Below are 16,761 nucleotides of genomic sequence, written 5' to 3' on the forward strand. Positions count from 1 at the left end.
TCAGCGCGCAAGTCGAAGATCCCTAAATCACATCCGCGAGCGAGTGCCCGTGCAGCTCGATGTTCAGCCCCTGCATGCCCATGTCGTTGAGCTCGCCGCCCATCGCCTTGATGCTCTCCTCGCGGATCAGCGACATCAGTCCGCGGCGCAATGCCAGGAATTCCGACGACATCATCATCGACTGCTGCCGCGGCCGCTCCAGCGGGATCGGAATCTCCGCCTTGATCGAGCCGGGGCGTGCGGTCATGCAGTAGACACGGTCGGACAGGAAGATCGCCTCGTCGATGTCGTGGGTGACGAATAGCACCGAGATCTTCAGCCGCTGCCACATGTTGGTGAGGATCTGCTGCATGATGACCCGGGTCTGCGCGTCGAGCGCGCCGAAGGGTTCGTCGAGCAGCAACACTTTGGGTCCCGTCGCGAGCGCGCGGACGATGCCAACGCGCTGCTTCATGCCACCTGAGAGTTTCTCGGGGTAATGCTTTTCGAAGGCTTCGAGGCCCGCGAGTCCCAGCAGCGTGCGGGCGGCGCGCTCGCGCTGCGAGCGCGGCATGCCGCGCATCTTCAGGCCGAACTCGACGTTCTCCCGCACGGTCTTCCAGGGAAACAGCGAATATTGCTGAAACACCATGCCGCGCTCCGCGCTGGGGCCGTTCACCTTCTCGCCGTCGACGGTGACGATGCCCGTGGTCGGCTTGAGGAAGCCGGCAACCGCGTTGAGCAGCGTCGACTTTCCGCAGCCGGAGGGCCCGACGATCGAGACGAACTCGCCAGGCTTCACATGAATCTGCGTATCGGCGACGGCTTCGACCGGCCCCTCGATGCTGTCGTAGCTGAGGGAGAAGTTCTTGACCTCGATATGGCCCTGCGGTGCCTTGACAACGATCTCACTCATCTTGACCTCCACGGCATCACCAATTGTCCGGCGCCTCGGATCAACATGCTCGATCCGAGGCCAAGCACGCCGATCGCGATCATGCCGAGCGCGATGTCGGCATACTGGACCAGCGAATAGGCCTCCCAGGTGAAATAGCCGATGCCGTACTGTCCGGAGATCATCTCGGCAGCGATCAGCGACACCCAGGCCACGCCCATGCCGACGGTGAGGCCGGTGAAGATGTGCGGGAGCGAGGCCGGAAAATACACATCGCGGAAGATCGAGCGCTCCCGCGCGCCGAGACATTGCGCGGCACGCACCAGCACGGGATCGACCAGCGACATGCCGTGCAGCGTGTTGACCAGGATCGGGAAGAACGATCCGAGGAACGTGATGTAGACGATGCTCTGCTCGTTGGTCGGCCACAGCATGATCGCCATCGGCACCCAGGCGATCGCCGGGATCGGCCGCAGCACCTCCGCCACGGGAAAGATGATCTCGTGGACGAGCTTGAAGCGGCCCATGATCAGGCCGAGCGGCACCGCGACGATCGCGAGCGAGAAACCGAAGAAGATGCGGCGGCAGCTCAAGAGGACGTGCAGCAGGAATTTCGGATCGTGGATCGCCTTGGTGAAGCTCGCATAGACCGCGAGCGGCGAGGGCACGTTGGTGAAGCGCACGAACAACACGACGCGATAGGTTGTCAGCAGATGCCAGACCAGCAAGAAGGCGAGCAGCGAGATGATGCCGATCGCGGTCGCGCGCAGCCCGCCCCGGTTGAGCCGGTACCAGCGCAGTGCGAGCGTGCCGAAGGAGGGTGGAGACGCGGGTGGCGTGGAGGCGGGCATGGCGCTTGCCTCCGCGATTGCACTTGCCGGCATGCTGTCCTCGGAATGTCTGCGGAGGGCGGGACTGCTCACGTCTTACCCCCGCCGACCGCCGCCTTCACCGCGTCGTCGAAGCCGAGCACCTTGCCGCTGATCTTGGCGGCATAGGCTTCGGCGTCCTTTTTCAACAGGAACGGCGCAACCTCGCCATTGCCGACCGCGAAGAAAGCCTGGTCGGCGAACAGCTTGATGCCGCGGGTTGTATCGAAAACGTAGGCGACGTTGATCTTCTTGCCCTTGGCTTTGTAGTCGGCATAGGCCCCGAGCGTGCAGCTGGCTGACGAGAAGGGCACGATGCCTGAATCGTCGACCCAGACCTCGCCGGCCTTGCGCGGATCGGCGATCGGTTTCTTGCAGAAGGAATCGTCGCCGGAGATCTCGTAGTTCTTGGTGCTCGCAAGCTGCGCGTCATAGTCGAGCTTCATCTCGGCATAGGCTTTGCGGATGTAGCTGTCGTCGACCCATTTCTTCGGGTCGAACTCCTTCATCCGGCCGAGGTTCTGCAGCACCTTGACGTCGGCCGTGGCAGCGTCGATCAGCGCCGGCTTGATCGAGGGATCGGTCGTCATGTTGCCGCTGGGGCCGAGAAAGATATAGACGACCTCCTTGCTGATGCCGGTCCATTCCTGGATCTTCTCGGCGGCGAGCTTGGGATCGTCGCGCAGCCATTGATTGGCGGCGATCACCGCCTTGAAGTAGGCGACGACGACTTCGGGATATTTTTCGGCGAAATCGGTTCGCACCACGATGCCGTGGAAAGTCGGGAGATTGGTCTCGACGCCGTCGAAGATCTTTCGCGCAAAACCGCGGAACGGCAGCAACTCGGCGAACGGAACGAAGTCGGCATGCGCGTCGATCTTCTTCTCCTGGAGATTGGTCGAGCCGACCTCCGGACTCTGGCTCACCAGCTGGAAGAAATCCGATGCATAGCCGCGGTCCTGCATCGCCTTCAACACCATGCCGTGTGCGGCCGAGCCGAACGGCACGCTCACGAGCTTGCCCTTGAGATCGGCGAGATCGTAGTAGGGCGAATCCTTGTGAACGACGATGCCGTTGCCGGAGCCCGACAGGCTGTAGGCGGCGATGCCGATCAGCCGGCTCTTGCTCTCGGGATTGCTGTCAAAAGTGAAGCCGTTCACGATCAGCGGATAGTCGCCCATCATGCCGATCTGCAGCTTGTTGGCCATCATCGCGTTGGTGACGGGCGGGCCGGAGGTGAAGTTCTGCCACTCCAGCTCGAACTTGATGTTGGCGTATTTGCCGTCTTTCGGCAGATATTTTTCGAGGAGATGGAGCTGGCGGATGACGACGCCGGCGGTCACCGTGTTGGTTGTGGTGTCCTGCGTTCCGATGCCCAGCGTGACGGTTTCCGCCGCGGCCGGCTGCGCGAGGAGAAGCGCCAGCGACGTCACCGACATCGCGATCGAGAGCGTGGGAAGATGGCGGACCATTCTCATCCTCATTCGGTTGGATGTGCTGTGGTTGCCATGATTGGGTGAGGGCGTGGGCAGGGCAAATCCGGAATGAGCGCCACAGTCGATTAGTTGCCGGGAAAAGTTGATTGCATACTCCTTGGGCAGTCCTGCACTATTAAGCCGCTTGCATGGGCACCGGCCCTGGTCGCAAGCTCGGTCAGTCGGCCGCCTGCCCTCGCATCTCTTCCAGCACGTCGGACCGGCAGACCACGATCTGCGAGCGCTTGGTCAGCACGATTCCCTTTTCCTGCATGCGCTTCAGGCTGATCGTGACCCATTGCCTGGTGGCACCGACCATGTGGGCGATATCGGCATGGGTGAAGGCGGCCGCGATCACCCGGCCGTCGGCGTCATCGACGCCATAGAGGTCGACGAGATGCAGCAACAGATGCGCAAGGCGCTGTGTGATCGAGCGCGTTCCCAACATCTGGGCCAGCGCCGAATAGCACTTGCCCTTGAAGGTCAGGCCTTCGATCAGGCCGATCGCGAGGTTCGGGATCTCGACCGCAAGGGATCGTAGCTCCTTTCCGGGCAGATGCACCACGCTGCAATTGCTGGATGCAACGCCGGACCATTGATGCACGGTGCCTTCGAACACTTCCGGCCCGCCGACGAAATTGCCGACATGCCAATAGGCCAGCGTGATCTCGCGGCCGAGCGGAGAGGTGTAGAACACCCGGATCCGGCCGCTCTCGATCAGCCAGATACCGTCATGCTTGCCACCCTGGCTGAACAGCGTCTGGCCACGGTTGAGCACTTTTCGGCGGCCCTGCTTCAGCACCAGCTCCCGCTCGCGCTGGCTGAGCTTGTCCATCAAGGGCGGCGGTCCGCCGATCCATTGCTGGTTCTCGGTGAGCAGCAGCGAGGAACCGCCGGTAGGCCGGACCGTTGCGGGAACCGTCCCGCGAACCACATTGGCCGCCGCCTGCAACATCATCTGCCTCCGGAACGTTCAAACCGTTCTAAAGAGGAGCAATGTCCGTGCCAGATTCACTCCGCTGTCATCGCCCGGCTTGACCGGGCGATCCAGTATTCCAGAGACGTCAATGGGCTATCGAGAAGCCGCGGCGTACTGGTTCCCGCCTTCGCGGGGAATGACAGCGAAGCTTGGAAGACGACCTGTGGCGTCTACCGCCCCACCAGGCTCAGCAAATACGGCTTCGGGTAAATCCCCCGATTGTGCCCATCCGAAAACGAGATGTTCAGCCCGTAACCGAGATCGCCGATCTCGGTGATCGCGATGCCTGGAAACCGCTCGGGAAAGCGGCCGTCGAAGCGGGCGCGGGTGCAGTGGGCGCATTTGCAGGAGAGGCGGAGCGTTTCCGCCGCCAAGTCCAGCGTGTCGTCCTGAGCGGTGCGGACGCGGAGCGTCGCGAGGTCGGCGCTTGCTTCGTAATCTGCCACGGTCGGTCCCACCAAGGTCATGACGTGTCTCCGACCCTTCTCTACCTTGCCGCAGCACTGCCGCGATAGCAACTAATTGCCAGGCGCAGGGTGCGCGGCGCTGATCGTCGCTGCCTGCTGTTCGATCATCGCCCACGAAATGTGAAACTAATCGACCGGCAATTTCAGTTCGGCGTTGCCGGATTCCTGTCTCTCCGAAACCTTGTGCGCAATCGAGATCAGGAGAGACAATGAGTGCATTTCAGAGGGAAACGGTCCTGTCGGTCAGGCACTGGACCGATAGCCTGTTCAGCTTCACCGCGACGCGCGATCCGGGCTTCCGCTTCCAGAACGGCCAGTTCGCGATGATCGGGTTGGAAGTCGAGGGCAAGCCGTTGCTGCGGGCCTACAGCATGGCGAGCGCCAATCACGAGGAGGCGCTCGAGTTCTTCTCGATCAAGGTACAGGACGGTCCGCTGACCTCACGCCTTCAGAAGATCAGGGAGGGAGACGTCATCCTGGTCGGCCGCAAGGCCACGGGCACGCTGATCACGGGCAATCTCATTCCCGGCAAACGCCTGTTGCTGCTCTCGACCGGAACGGGACTCGCGCCGTTCGCCAGCCTGATCAAGGACCCCGACGTCTACGAGAATTATGAAACCATCGTGCTCGCCCATGGCTGCCGCCAGGTCTCCGAGCTCTCCTATGGCGAGCACCTCGTGGAAGGCCTGCGAGATCACGAGTTCTTCGGGCCGCTTATCCGTGACAAGCTCGTCTACTACCCGACCGTCACCCGCGAGCCGTTCAGGAATCGCGGCCGCATCTCCGACCTGATCGCGTCGAACCAGCTCTTCGACGATATCGGGCAGTCGGGACTCGACATCGAGACCGACCGCATCATGCTGTGCGGCAGCCCGGCGATGTTGGAGGAACTTCCCGCGATGCTTTCTGCGCGCGGCTTTGTCGAGGGCAATCACAGCCGGCCCGGCCATTTCGTGATCGAAAAGGCCTTTGTCGAGCGCTGAGGCGCAAATCGCAGCCCGGCGACAACTAATTGCTATCGCCGGGACGCCTGCTGAACAAATCTGATGCAAAGGCGCCGGATCTGCCGGCGGACCAGGAGCAAGCGATGTCACTAGATCAGATCGTCGACGGACTTTCGGAGGTTTCCTGCGACGTGCTCGTTATCGGCGGCGGCACTGCCGGCCCGATGGCGGCGTTGAAGGCGAAGCTGAAGAATCCGAAGGCCAACGTCGTCCTGCTCGAAAAGGCGAACGTCAAGCGCTCCGGAGCGATCTCGATGGGCATGGACGGCTTAAACAATGCCGTCATTCCCGGCTACGCGACGCCGGAGCAGTACACCAAGGAAATCACCATCGCCAATGACGGCATCGTCGATCAGAAGGCGGTCTACAAATACGCGCAGAACTGCTACTCGATCATCGAGGAACTCGACAGTTTCGGCATCCGCTTCCTGAAGAACGAGAACGGCGACTACGCCGTCAAGAAGGTGCACCACATCGGCACCTACGTGCTGCCGATGCCGAACGGCGAGACCGTGAAGAAGGCGCTGTATCGCCAGCTCCGGCGTGCCCGCATCCTGATCTCCAACCGCTATATGGCGACGCGGCTGCTCAAATCCGCCGATGGCCGCATCGCCGGCGCGATCAGCGTCAACACCCGCACCGCCGAGATGCTGGTGATCAAGGCCAAGGCCGTCATCCTGTGCATGGGCGCCGCCGGCCGTCTCGGCCTGCCGACCTCGGGCTACATGTTCGGCACCTACGAGAACGCGGCCAATTCCGGCGACGGCTATGCCATGGCCTATCACGCCGGTGCAGCACTGGCGAACCTCGAATGCTATCAGATCAATCCGCTAATCAAGGACTATAACGGCCCGGCCTGCGCCTACGTCGCCGGTCCCTTCGGCGCCTTCACCGCCAACAACGAGGGATCGCGCTTCATCGAATGCGATTACTGGTCCGGCCAGATGATGCTGGAGTTCTACAACGAGCTGTTGTCCGGGAAGGGCCCGGTGTTTCTCCAGCTCAAGCATCTTCACCCCGACACCATCTCGGAGATCGAATCGACGCTGCACAAGGTCGAACGTCCCACGCGCGGCCTGTTCCAGCAGGGGCGCGGGGTCGACTACCGCAGCGAGTCGATCGAGATGCACATCTCCGAGATCGGCTTCTGCTCCGGTCACAGCGCGTCGGGCGTGTTCGTCGACGACAACGCGCGCACCACCGTCCCGGGCCTCTATGCCGCCGGCGACATGGCGAGCGTGCCGCACAACTACATGCTCGGCGCCTTCACCAACGGTTCGGTCGCCGGCGTCGACGCGATGGAGTTTGCGGACAATCACGACTTCGCGGAATTCGACGCGGCTGAGGTCGCCCGCGAACGTGACCGCGTCATGGCGCCGACCAAACGCGAGGACGGTATTCCGCCGAACCAGATCGAGTACAAGACGCGGCGTCTCGTCAATGACTATCTCCAGCCGCCGAAAGTCACGCGCAAATACGAGCTCGGCATGCGCCGGCTCGCTGAAGCGAGGGAAGACATGCAGGAGCGCATGATCGCGCGCAATGCGCACGAACTGCTCCGCGCGCTCGAAGTCCAGTCGATCATGGATTGCGCGGACATGGCTGTGCATGCCTCGCTCTACCGCGAAGAAAGCCGTTGGGGCCTCTATCACTGGCGGACGGATTTCCCGGAGAAGGACAACGAGAACTGGTTCTGCCACACGTTGCTCAGCAAGCAGGATGGCAAGATGACCAGCGAGAAGCGTGCCGTGGAGCCCTATATCGTACCGATCGCCGACGATGAGAAGGATCTCTACGACAAGCAGCGCATCCGCGCGACAGCCTGACCCGCCGCACAAATACAGGAGACATACGATGCCTCTCGCTTCCTATCAGACATCGGTTCCGGTGGTCGTCGATGACGCCAAATGCATCGCGGACAAGGGCTGCACGGTGTGCGTCGACGTCTGTCCGCTCGACGTACTGCGTATCAGCGATATGACCAACAAGGCCTACATGGCCTATGACGAATGCTGGTACTGCATGCCCTGCGAGGCGGATTGCCCGACCGGCGCCGTCACCGTCAACATTCCTTATCTCCTGAGGTAGCCATGTCGAGCCCGTTCGAATCCTACGACGATCTCGAAGACGCCGACGAGCGGCTCCAGGCTGCCGATCCAGGGGAGCGCCGCGTCGCGATCATCGCGCTCGGCCATTCCGGCGATCCCGCCGCCGTCGGCCATCTCGCCAAAATGGTCGCCGATCCTGATGCCGGCGTCCGCCAGCAGGTCGCGATGGCGCTCGGCGAGTTCGACGGGCCGGAGGCCGCGGCTGCGCTGGTGAAGCTGCTCGTCGATCCTGAACGAATCGTTGCGTCCGCCGCGGCCGACAGCATGGCGGAGTTCAAGGATCCGGCTTGCGCCGAGATCATCCTGCCGCTGGTCAAGCATGCCCACGCCTTCGTCCGCATGGGCGCGTTGCGTGCGCTGAAGGAGCTGCGCTGCAAGGACACACTGAAACCGGCGCTGGAAGCGCTCCAGGATTCCGATGCCGCCGTGCGGGTGCAGGCGATCGGCGTGATCGGGTTCCTCAAGCTGGAGGAATCAATTCCGGCGCTGACCGCGCTGATCAACGATCCCGACGCGCATGTGCGCCGTGCCGCCGTCAGCGCGCTCGCCTTCTCGCAGATGAAGCCGGCGGCCGAGATGATCACGCGCGCGTTGAAGGATTCGGACTGGATGGTGCGGGAGATGGCCGCGGAAACGCTGGGCCTCAACGTCAACGGATCGATTGCCGCCGACCAGCTCATCGCTTCGCTCAGTGACGAGTTCTGGCAGGTGCGGCTGAAGGCAATCCGCAGCCTTGGCCGGATGAAAATCGAGCGCGCGGTGCGCCCGATCGGCAACTGCGTGAACCATGAGCAGGCCAATCTGCGGAAAGAGGCGGCGGCTGCGCTTGGCGAGATCGCCCACCACGACGGCGAAGCGTTCCTTGCCGTCATCGCCGACGATCCCGATCCCGAGGTGCGCAAGAACGCGCGCTGGGCGCTTCAGCAGATTGCGGCCCGAAAAGCGCGGGCGGGGGCATAGAAGCGCGGCGGGCTGCCGCGCTGGACTTCCCGTCCCAGACGTTTATTGGTCTTCGCCAATGTGATAGGCCTCCGCGAGCGAGGCCGATCCGAAAAGAGCGAGGATACGCCCATGACGACATTGACGGTAAAGGACCTTCTTCCCGAGGACGGCACGCGGGGAACGCTCGTCGGCCGCGTCTGGCTGCCGCAGGCGAATGGCCCGGCCGTGGTCGCCGTGCGCGGCGATGGTGTGTTCGACGTCACCGCAAAATTCCCGACCGTCAGCGCACTCTGCGAGGAAGACAATCCGGCGAAGGCGCTTGCCGCGACCAAGGGCGAGCGCATCGGCGATCTCGAGGCCATCGTCGCCAACACGCCTCCCGATCAGCGCGATCCGAAAAAGCCGTGGTTGCTTGCGCCCGTCGATCTCCAGACGCTGAAGGCGGCCGGCGTCACCTTTGCCATCTCGATGCTGGAGCGCGTGATCGAGGAGCGGGCAAAGGGCAATCCGGCCTCGGCCGAAGCGATCCGGAAGGAAGTGACCCGGCTGATCGGCGACGATCTGTCGAAGCTCAAGCCGGGCTCGGACAAGGCGATGCACCTGAAGCAGGTGCTGATCGACCAGAACGCCTGGAGCCAATATCTCGAGGTCGGCATTGGCCCCGATGCCGAGGTCTTCACCAAGGCGCCGACCTTGTCGTCGGTCGGCACCGGCATGGATGCGGGGCTGCATCCGAAGTCGACCTGGAACAACCCCGAGCCGGAGCTGGTGCTGTTCGTCTCGAGCCGCGGCACGATCGTCGGTGGCGCCCTCGGCAACGACGTCAATCTGCGCGACTTCGAGGGCCGTTCGGCACTGCTGTTGTCGAAGGCCAAAGACAACAACGCCTCGTGCTCCATCGGCCCGCTGCTGCGCCTGTTCGACGACAGCTTTACCCTCGACGACGCCCGCAAGCTCGACATCAGCCTGAACGTCAAGGGGCAGGACGGTTTCGTCCTCGACGGCCATTCCTCGATCAGCATGATCAGCCGCGATCCGACCGATCTGGTCGAGCAGACCATCGGCAAGGTGCACCAATATCCCGATGGCTTCGTGCTGTTCCTCGGGACCATGTTCGCGCCGGTTAAGGATCGCGACGCGCCGGGACAGGGGTTCACCCACAAACGCGACGACATCGTCACGATCTCGGCGCCCCAGCTCGGCAAACTCGTCAACCGCATGCGGGCCAGCGACGAATGCGAGCCCTGGACGTTCGGCATCGGCGCGCTGATGAAGAATCTCGCGCAGCGCAAGCTGATCTAGCTCACTGCACGCCGGATGTGGGGGACTCTCCACGAGTCGCTTTGCCTCGATCGACGCAGAAACTCTCTCCCCACCGGCATTGCGAGCGCAGCGAAGCAATCCAGAATCCCTCCCCGGAAAGACTCAGGATTGCTTCGCTGCGCTCGCGGTGATGGGGGGAGGGGTTGCGGGTTCGCCTTTCACCATCCTCCTAGACAGTGTCTTCGCCCCAACTGCCGCATCATTTCGTTCATCTCCGCGTTGCATCCGTGGAATAAAATCGCGCTGCGCGTGACATAGAAGTCGCTCATCCGCTCGCGCGCGCTTTCCCCCTCAATAGTCAAATAATATGACTAGTCGGAACCAAACTTCCGTGAAATAGTCCCTCCCGCCACCTCAAAGGTCGGCCTGTGGGTGCGATGCTACCAATCGGCGCCCCCGGATAACATTTTGGGAGACACGCCTGATGATCGTCAAAGCCCTCTTTGCGGCCAGCGCGACGGCCGCGTTGCTGCTCGCGCTGCCGGCGAATGCCGCCGAGCTCACCATTGGCTTCTCGCAGATCGGATCGGAATCCGGCTGGCGCGCGGCCGAGACCTCGGTCTCCAAGCAGGAGGCCACCAAGCGCAAGGTCAATCTCAAGATCGCCGACGCGCAGCAGAAGCAGGAGAACCAGATCAAGGCGATCCGCTCCTTCATCGCGCAGAATGTCGATGCGATCTTCCTCGCGCCCGTCGTCTCAACCGGCTGGGACTCGGTGCTGAAGGAAGCCAAGGAGGCCAAGATCCCGGTCGTGCTGCTCGACCGCGACATCGATCCCTCCGGCAAGGAGCTCTATCTCACCGCCGTGACCTCCGACAGCGTTCACGAAGGCGAGGTCGCGGGTGACTGGCTGGCGAAGACCGTCGGCGCCAAGGCCTGCAACATCGTCGAATTGCAGGGCACGGTCGGCGCGAGCGTCGCCGCCAACCGCAAGAAGGGGTTTGACACCGCTATCGCCAAGCATGCGAACCTGAAAGTGGTGCGCAGCCAGACCGGCGACTTCACCCGCGCCAAGGGCAAGGAAGTGATGGAAAGCTTCATCAAGGCCGAAGGTGGCGGCAAGTCGATCTGCGCGGTCTATGCGCACAACGACGACATGATGGTCGGCGCGATCCAGGCGATGAAGGAAGCCGGGCTCAAGCCGGGCAAGGAGATTCTCACCGTCTCGATCGATGCAGTCCCCGACATCTTCAAGGCGATGGTCGCCGGCGAAGCCAATGCCACGGTCGAGCTGACGCCGAACATGGCAGGCCCCGCTCTCGATGCCATCGCGGCCTTCAAGGACAAGGGTACCGTTCCGCCGAAATGGATCCAGACGGAATCCAAGCTCTACACCGCCACCGATGATCCGCAGAAGATCTACGACAGCAAGAAGGGCCTCGGTTACTGAGGCGAGAGTGTCGCCGGACGGCCGTGCTTCGGCAGTCCGGCGATCCCGCTCGAAACCGCTGCGCGAACGAACAGGCTCCGTGTCCGCATTGTCAGCGGGCGCCCTTGGGAGTGAATGTCATGGAGAACAGCCAGGATTCCGCTGCTTCCCTGCTGGAGGTGCGTGGGATCAGCAAGAGCTTTGGCGCCGTGCGTGCGTTGCAGGAGGTCGACTTCACGCTTCGCGCCGGCGAGATCCATGCGCTGCTTGGTGAGAACGGCGCGGGCAAGTCCACGCTGATCAAGGTCGTCACGGGCGTATTTCCGCGCGATGCCGGCATCGTCAGACTGGGCGGCGAAGAGGTCGCGCCGCGCTCGGCCAAGGCGGCGGTTCAGGCCGGCATTGCGACGGTCTATCAGGAAGTCAATTTGCTGCCGAATCTCTCGGTGGCGCAGAACCTGTTCCTGGACCGGCAGCCGACGCGCTTCGGCGTCGTGCGCGAGGGCGAGATGCGACGGCGCGCGAAGTCGCTGCTCGCGGATTTCGGTCTCGACATCGACGTATCAGCGCCGCTTGGCAATTACTCGGTGGCGATCCAGCATGTCACCGCGATCGCGCGCGCCGTCGATCTCTCCGCGCGCGTGCTGATCCTGGACGAGCCGACCGCGAGCCTCGACCGCCATGAGGTCGAGATCCTCTTTCGCATCATGCGTCAGCTTGCCAAGCGCGGCATTGGCATCGTCTTCGTCAGCCATTTCCTCGACCAGGTCTACGAGATCTCCGATCGAATCACCGTTTTGCGAAATGGTCGCCTTGTCGGCGAGCGCGAGACCGCGTCGCTGTCGCGGCTCGAGCTGATCCGGATGATGCTCGGCCGCGAACTGGCCGAGACCACCAGCGCGCGGGCCGCGACGCGCGACCATCAGGCCCGCGAAGTCTGCGCAAGCTTCGAGAATTATGGCAAATCAGGCTATGTCGCGCCGTTCAATCTCCAGCTGCGCCATGGCGAGGTCGTCGGCCTCGCCGGCCTGCTCGGTTCGGGCCGGACCGAGACGGCGCGGCTGGTGTTCGGCGCCGAGCGCGCCGATGGCGGGCAGGCGAGGGTGGAAGGCGCGCCTGTCCGGCTTCACTCGCCGCGCGACGGCGTGCGCCACGGCTTTGGCTATTGCCCTGAGGAGCGCAAGACCGACGGCATCGTCGCCGAGCTCACCGTGCGCGAGAACATCGTGCTCGCGCTCCAGGCCAAGCGCGGTCTACATCGGCCGCTGTCGCGACGCGAGCAGGACGAGATCGCAAGCCGTTACGTCAAGATGCTCGACGTTCGCCCGCCCGATCCGGAGCGTCCCGTTGGCCTGCTGTCCGGCGGCAATCAGCAGAAGGTCCTGCTGGCACGGTGGCTTGCGACCTCGCCACGGCTGCTCGTGCTGGACGAGCCGACCCGCGGCATCGACGTCGGCGCGCATGCCGAGATCATCCGCCTGATACGCGAGCTCTGCGACGACGGACTTGCGCTGCTCGTGATTTCCTCCGAGCTCGACGAGATCGTGACCTATTCCGACCGCGTGGTGGTGCTGCGCGACCGCGCTCATGTCGAGGAGCTCGCCGGCGAGGCCATCGACGTCGGCAGCATTCTCGCCGCGATCGCCGCCGATGGGGCCAGTGTCGCGCATGAGGGCAGGGCATGACCGCGCTGTTGCCGCGCCGCGGCCTTGCCCAGATCCTCGCGTTGATCGTCATCCTGGCGGTCGATCGCGTGGTATCGCCGCAATTCTTCGATCTGCGCCTCCAGGACGGCCGGCTGTTCGGCAGCCTGATCGACGTGCTCAACCGCGGCACGCCGGTGGCGCTGCTCTCGCTCGGCATGGTCCTGGTGATCGCGACGCGCGGCATCGATCTGTCAGTTGGCGCTGTGATGGCGATCTCGGGCGCGATCGCGGCGAGCCTCGCCGACAACCACAGTCTGGTCGTGGTGCTGGCGGCTGCGCTCGGCACCGGCCTGATCTGCGGGTTGTGGAACGGATTTCTCGTCGCGGTGCTCGGCATGCAGCCGATCGTGGCGACCCTAATCCTGATGGTTGCGGGGCGCGGCATCGCCCAGCTCATTACCGAGGGCCGCATCGTGACCTTCTCCTCGCCCGATCTGGTCTGGCTCGGCAACGGCTCCATCCTCGGCGTGCCGGTGCCGGTCGCGATTGCGCTGGGCATGCTGATCCTCACCGGCGCGGTGGTGCGCGGCTCGGCACTCGGATTGCTGATCGAGGCCACGGGCGGCAATGCGCGGGCAAGCGAACTCGCCGGCGTCGGCACGCGCGCGATGATTTTGGCGGTCTATGTCTGGTGCGGCGTTTGCGCTGCGCTTGCCGGCGTCATCGCGGCGGCCGACATCATGGGGGCGGATGCCAACAATGCCGGCCTCTGGCTCGAGCTCGACGCCATCCTCGCGGTGGTGATCGGCGGCACCTCGCTGTTCGGCGGCCGCTTCAGTCTCGTGCTGGCCGTACTTGGCGCGCTGATCATCCAGACCATGAACACCGGCATTCTGCTGTCGGGCTATCCGCCGGAGTTCAATTTGCTGGTCAAGGCGGTGGTGGTGCTCGCCGTGCTGCTGCTGCAATCGCCGAAGCTGTCCGGCTTTGCCGGCGTCGTGACGCGGCTGCGGAGGACCAAGGCATGAAAGGCCTGCCGCCCGTCCTCATTACCGCGGTCGTGCTCGTCGCGGGATTTGCGCTCTGCGCGATGCAGTTTCCCAACATCGCTTCCACTCGCGTGGTCGGCAATCTCCTGACCGACAATGCCTTCCTCGGCATCGTCGCGACCGGTATGACCTTCGTCATCATTTCCGGTGGCATCGATCTCTCCGTCGGCTCGGTAATCGGCTTCACCACGGTGTTCGTCGCGCTGGCGATCGAGCGCTGGGGAATGCCGCCCCTGGTCGCCTTCGTCGCCATTCTCGCGCTCTCGGCCGCCTTCGGAGCGGCGATGGGCGCGGTGATCCATGTCTTCGATTTGCCGCCTTTCATCGTGACCCTCGCCGGCATGTTCTTGGCCCGGGGTGCCAGCTTCCTGCTCTCGACGGAATCGGTGCCGATCACGGCACCGGTCTATTCCACCGTGTCGGACTTCGCACTGCGACTACCCGGCGGTGGACGGCTGACGGCGGTCGCGATCATCATGCTTGCGATCGTGATCGGCGGCGCATTGCTGCTGCAGCTCACCCGGTTCGGCGCCAATGTCTATGCGCTCGGCGGCAGCCGGGCGACCGCGAGCCTGATGGGCGTCGCCGTCGGCAGGATGACGGTGAAGATCTACATGCTATCGAGCCTGCTCGCCGGCATCGCCGGCATCGTCTTCTCCTTCTACACCAGCGCCGGCTACTCGCTGTCCGCCGTCGGCGTCGAGCTCGACACCATCGCGGCCGTCGTGATCGGCGGCACGCTGCTCACGGGCGGTCAGGGCTCGGTGATCGGCACCTTCCTCGGCGTGTTGATCCAGGGCATGATTCAGACCTACATCAATTTCGACGGGACACTGTCGAGCTGGTGGACCAAGATCGCGACCGGCGTGCTGCTGTTCGCCTTCATCGCCTTGCAACAAGGATTGGTCGCGCTCGCGCGCCGGCCTGTGGCAAAGCGCGCGGGAGTAGTCTCATGACCACCTCGCGCATCCTCGTCATCCCGACGCGCCGGGCGCACTCCAATCACGCGGAGGTGGCCCGTTCGATCGGCGTTGACATCATTGCCGGCCGCTACGCGGAGGGAACGCGCCTGCCTGGCGATGCCGAAATGATTGCGATGTTCGGGGTGTCGCGGCCGGTATTGCGGGAGAGCGTGAAGACGCTGGTCGCCAAGGGTCTGCTCACCACCAAGGCCCGCGTCGGCACTGTCGTGCGCGAACGCGTCGCCTGGAACATGTTCGACGCCGACGTGCTGGCCTGGCACCTGGACGCCGGGATCGACAAGCGTTTCCTCAACGACCTGGCCGAGATCCGCCTCGCGGTCGAGCCGCGCGCGGCGATGTTGGCGGCGGCGCAGCGGTCGGAGCAGGATCTATCCGAGCTTCGGCGCTGCATGGAGCGGATGCGACTTGAAGCCTCCGACTCCGTTGGCTTCGCCGATGCCGACCTCGCGCTCCACGTCGCCGTGGCGCGCGCCTCCGGAAATCTGTTCATGCGCTCGATCGGGCACGTCATCGAGGCTGCGTTGCGCGCCTCATTCCTGCTCAGCGCACCAGTCGAACCGGAGGACCGCGACACCGTTCTGCTCTGGCATCAGAAGATCGTCGATGCCATCGCCGCCGGTGATGCCACGACTGCGTCGGAGGCGATGGTCTACGTCATTCACAACGGCATGCGCCGCCACGAGGGTACAGTGATCGAGACTGTACCGGCCGAAGCGCTGCCGTCCGCGGAAGCTGGAGAAACATCGTGACTGAACTTCGCATCGCCATCGTCGGCTTCGGCAAGATCGCGCGGGACCAGCATGTCGGCGCCATTGCAGCGGTTCCCGGCGCGACGCTGGCCGCCGTTGCCAGCCGCAATGCCTCCTTCCCGGATCTGCCGCATTTCGCGACCATCGAGGAGCTGCTGGAAAAAGGTCCGCCGATCGACGCGGTGTCGCTCTGCACGCCGCCTCAAGTGCGCCGCGCCCAGGCGGTCGCAGCGCTGAGGGCCGGCAAGCACGTCATGCTGGAGAAGCCGCCCGGCGCCGGCGTTGCCGAGCTCGATCCGCTGATCGCGATGGCGGGTGAAACCAAGCGAACGCTGTTTGCGACCTGGCATTCGCGCCATGCGCCGGCAGTCGAGCCGGCGCGCGAGTGGCTCGCCGCGCGCCGCATCCGTTCCGTGCACGTCAACTGGAAAGAGGACGTCCGCGTCTGGCATCCCGGGCAGGCATGGATCTGGGAGCCGGGCGGGCTCGGGGTGTTCGATCCCGGCATCAATGCGCTGTCGATCCTGACCAGGATCCTGCCGAAGCCCGTGTTCGTCAACGCGGCCGAGCTCGCCTTCCCCGCCAATTGCCAGGCGCCGATCGCCGCGAAGCTGACGCTGACCGACATCGACGGCCTACCTGTGACCGCCGAGTTCGACTTCCGCCAGACCGGGCCGCAGAGCTGGGATATCCTCGTCGAAACCGACCAGGGCCGGATGACGCTATCACGCGGCGGCCGGATCATGGCGATCGACGGCAAGACCGTTGCCGAGGCGCCCGATGAGGAATATCGGGAGCTTTACCGGCACTTCGTCGCGCTCGCCGCGACAGGCGCGAGCGACGTCGATTTGGCGCCGCTTCGTCTCGTCGCGGACGCCTTCCTGCTCGGCAGGCGCACGATCGTCGAACCGTTTGTGGGTTGAT

At 63.9% G+C, this 16,761-nt stretch carries 16 protein-coding genes; 11 read left to right on the forward strand and 5 right to left on the reverse strand.

Annotated elements, in window-relative coordinates:
- Positions 1 to 22: 22 nt before the first annotated feature.
- From IVB19_RS12640 to IVB19_RS12660, 5 genes are all read right to left on the reverse strand, one after another.
- Positions 23 to 895, reverse strand: a complete 873-nt coding sequence (locus IVB19_RS12640) for an ABC transporter ATP-binding protein (protein ID WP_026233618.1) — start codon at positions 893 to 895, stop codon at positions 23 to 25.
- Entirely contained in the window at positions 892 to 1,797 is a 906-nt protein-coding gene (locus tag IVB19_RS12645; protein WP_524536753.1) for an ABC transporter permease, read from the reverse strand. Before IVB19_RS12645 ends, IVB19_RS12640 begins: the two co-directional genes overlap by 4 nt.
- Complete coding sequence (locus IVB19_RS12650; protein ID WP_162496366.1) at positions 1,794 to 3,215, reverse strand: ABC transporter substrate-binding protein; 1,422 nt, start codon at positions 3,213 to 3,215, stop codon at positions 1,794 to 1,796. The genes IVB19_RS12645 and IVB19_RS12650 overlap by 4 nt, the downstream gene beginning before the upstream one ends.
- A gap of 181 nt (positions 3,216 to 3,396) precedes the next feature.
- Complete coding sequence (locus tag IVB19_RS12655; RefSeq protein ID WP_018458610.1) at positions 3,397 to 4,176, reverse strand: Crp/Fnr family transcriptional regulator; 780 nt, start codon at positions 4,174 to 4,176, stop codon at positions 3,397 to 3,399.
- 191 nt (positions 4,177 to 4,367) lie between these two features.
- The gene (locus tag IVB19_RS12660; protein WP_018458611.1) at positions 4,368 to 4,664 is read right to left on the reverse strand and encodes a gamma-butyrobetaine hydroxylase-like domain-containing protein; all 297 of its coding nucleotides are present in this window, start codon (positions 4,662 to 4,664) and stop codon (positions 4,368 to 4,370) included.
- Positions 4,665 to 4,873: 209 nt separating this feature from the next.
- Between IVB19_RS12660 and IVB19_RS12665 the strand changes: the two genes are divergently transcribed.
- The 11 genes from IVB19_RS12665 (at position 4,874) to IVB19_RS12715 (ending at position 16,760) form a co-directional block, all read left to right on the forward strand.
- Complete coding sequence (locus IVB19_RS12665; RefSeq protein WP_018458612.1) at positions 4,874 to 5,647, forward strand: ferredoxin--NADP reductase; 774 nt, start codon at positions 4,874 to 4,876, stop codon at positions 5,645 to 5,647.
- A gap of 104 nt (positions 5,648 to 5,751) precedes the next feature.
- Positions 5,752 to 7,494 carry a fumarate reductase/succinate dehydrogenase flavoprotein subunit gene (locus IVB19_RS12670; RefSeq protein WP_247821437.1) on the forward strand — a complete coding sequence of 581 codons (1,743 nt, stop codon included), beginning with the start codon at positions 5,752 to 5,754 and terminating at the stop codon, positions 7,492 to 7,494.
- A 28-nt stretch (positions 7,495 to 7,522) separates the two neighbouring features.
- Positions 7,523 to 7,756 carry a 4Fe-4S dicluster domain-containing protein gene (locus tag IVB19_RS12675; protein ID WP_007593252.1) on the forward strand — a complete coding sequence of 78 codons (234 nt, stop codon included), beginning with the start codon at positions 7,523 to 7,525 and terminating at the stop codon, positions 7,754 to 7,756.
- Between the two features lie 2 nt (positions 7,757 to 7,758).
- Positions 7,759 to 8,736: a HEAT repeat domain-containing protein gene (locus IVB19_RS12680; RefSeq protein ID WP_085352336.1), complete on the forward strand. Its 978-nt coding sequence runs from the start codon at positions 7,759 to 7,761 to the stop codon at positions 8,734 to 8,736.
- Positions 8,737 to 8,847: 111 nt separating this feature from the next.
- Positions 8,848 to 10,020 carry a fumarylacetoacetate hydrolase family protein gene (locus IVB19_RS12685; RefSeq protein ID WP_026233621.1) on the forward strand — a complete coding sequence of 391 codons (1,173 nt, stop codon included), beginning with the start codon at positions 8,848 to 8,850 and terminating at the stop codon, positions 10,018 to 10,020.
- A gap of 445 nt (positions 10,021 to 10,465) precedes the next feature.
- Positions 10,466 to 11,431: a galactofuranose ABC transporter, galactofuranose-binding protein YtfQ gene (gene ytfQ, locus IVB19_RS12690; protein ID WP_018458617.1), complete on the forward strand. Its 966-nt coding sequence runs from the start codon at positions 10,466 to 10,468 to the stop codon at positions 11,429 to 11,431.
- A 119-nt stretch (positions 11,432 to 11,550) separates the two neighbouring features.
- Complete coding sequence (locus tag IVB19_RS12695) at positions 11,551 to 13,095, forward strand: sugar ABC transporter ATP-binding protein (protein WP_085352337.1); 1,545 nt, start codon at positions 11,551 to 11,553, stop codon at positions 13,093 to 13,095.
- Complete coding sequence (locus tag IVB19_RS12700) at positions 13,092 to 14,084, forward strand: ABC transporter permease (RefSeq protein ID WP_018458619.1); 993 nt, start codon at positions 13,092 to 13,094, stop codon at positions 14,082 to 14,084. Before IVB19_RS12695 ends, IVB19_RS12700 begins: the two co-directional genes overlap by 4 nt.
- Positions 14,081 to 15,061, forward strand: a complete 981-nt coding sequence (gene yjfF / locus IVB19_RS12705) for a galactofuranose ABC transporter, permease protein YjfF (RefSeq protein WP_247404455.1) — start codon at positions 14,081 to 14,083, stop codon at positions 15,059 to 15,061. Before IVB19_RS12700 ends, yjfF begins: the two co-directional genes overlap by 4 nt.
- Positions 15,058 to 15,837, forward strand: a complete 780-nt coding sequence (locus tag IVB19_RS12710) for a FadR/GntR family transcriptional regulator (RefSeq protein ID WP_018458621.1) — start codon at positions 15,058 to 15,060, stop codon at positions 15,835 to 15,837. Before yjfF ends, IVB19_RS12710 begins: the two co-directional genes overlap by 4 nt.
- On the forward strand, positions 15,834 to 16,760 hold the full coding sequence (locus IVB19_RS12715) for a Gfo/Idh/MocA family protein (protein ID WP_247490131.1): 927 nt from the start codon (positions 15,834 to 15,836) through the stop codon (positions 16,758 to 16,760). The genes IVB19_RS12710 and IVB19_RS12715 overlap by 4 nt, the downstream gene beginning before the upstream one ends.
- Position 16,761: the final 1 nt, after the last annotated feature.

This window comes from Bradyrhizobium sp. 187, from assembly GCF_023101005.1.
Classification (GTDB): domain Bacteria; phylum Pseudomonadota; class Alphaproteobacteria; order Rhizobiales; family Xanthobacteraceae; genus Bradyrhizobium; species Bradyrhizobium canariense_D.

Bases quoted from the DNA above. Each gene is read 5' to 3' on its own strand.
- IVB19_RS12640 (WP_026233618.1), bottom strand. From the start codon at position 895: ATGAGTGAGATCGTTGTCAAGGCACCGCAGGGCCATATCGAGGTCAAG.
- IVB19_RS12650 (WP_162496366.1), bottom strand. From the start codon at position 3,215: ATGGTCCGCCATCTTCCCACGCTCTCGATCGCGATGTCGGTGACGTCG.
- IVB19_RS12655 (WP_018458610.1), bottom strand. From the start codon at position 4,176: ATGATGTTGCAGGCGGCGGCCAATGTGGTTCGCGGGACGGTTCCCGCA.
- IVB19_RS12660 (WP_018458611.1), bottom strand. From the start codon at position 4,664: ATGACCTTGGTGGGACCGACCGTGGCAGATTACGAAGCAAGCGCCGAC.
- IVB19_RS12665 (WP_018458612.1), top strand. From the start codon at position 4,874: ATGAGTGCATTTCAGAGGGAAACGGTCCTGTCGGTCAGGCACTGGACC.
- IVB19_RS12670 (WP_247821437.1), top strand. From the start codon at position 5,752: ATGTCACTAGATCAGATCGTCGACGGACTTTCGGAGGTTTCCTGCGAC.
- IVB19_RS12675 (WP_007593252.1), top strand. From the start codon at position 7,523: ATGCCTCTCGCTTCCTATCAGACATCGGTTCCGGTGGTCGTCGATGAC.
- IVB19_RS12680 (WP_085352336.1), top strand. From the start codon at position 7,759: ATGTCGAGCCCGTTCGAATCCTACGACGATCTCGAAGACGCCGACGAG.
- IVB19_RS12685 (WP_026233621.1), top strand. From the start codon at position 8,848: ATGACGACATTGACGGTAAAGGACCTTCTTCCCGAGGACGGCACGCGG.
- ytfQ (WP_018458617.1), top strand. From the start codon at position 10,466: ATGATCGTCAAAGCCCTCTTTGCGGCCAGCGCGACGGCCGCGTTGCTG.
- IVB19_RS12695 (WP_085352337.1), top strand. From the start codon at position 11,551: ATGGAGAACAGCCAGGATTCCGCTGCTTCCCTGCTGGAGGTGCGTGGG.
- IVB19_RS12700 (WP_018458619.1), top strand. From the start codon at position 13,092: ATGACCGCGCTGTTGCCGCGCCGCGGCCTTGCCCAGATCCTCGCGTTG.
- yjfF (WP_247404455.1), top strand. From the start codon at position 14,081: ATGAAAGGCCTGCCGCCCGTCCTCATTACCGCGGTCGTGCTCGTCGCG.
- IVB19_RS12710 (WP_018458621.1), top strand. From the start codon at position 15,058: ATGACCACCTCGCGCATCCTCGTCATCCCGACGCGCCGGGCGCACTCC.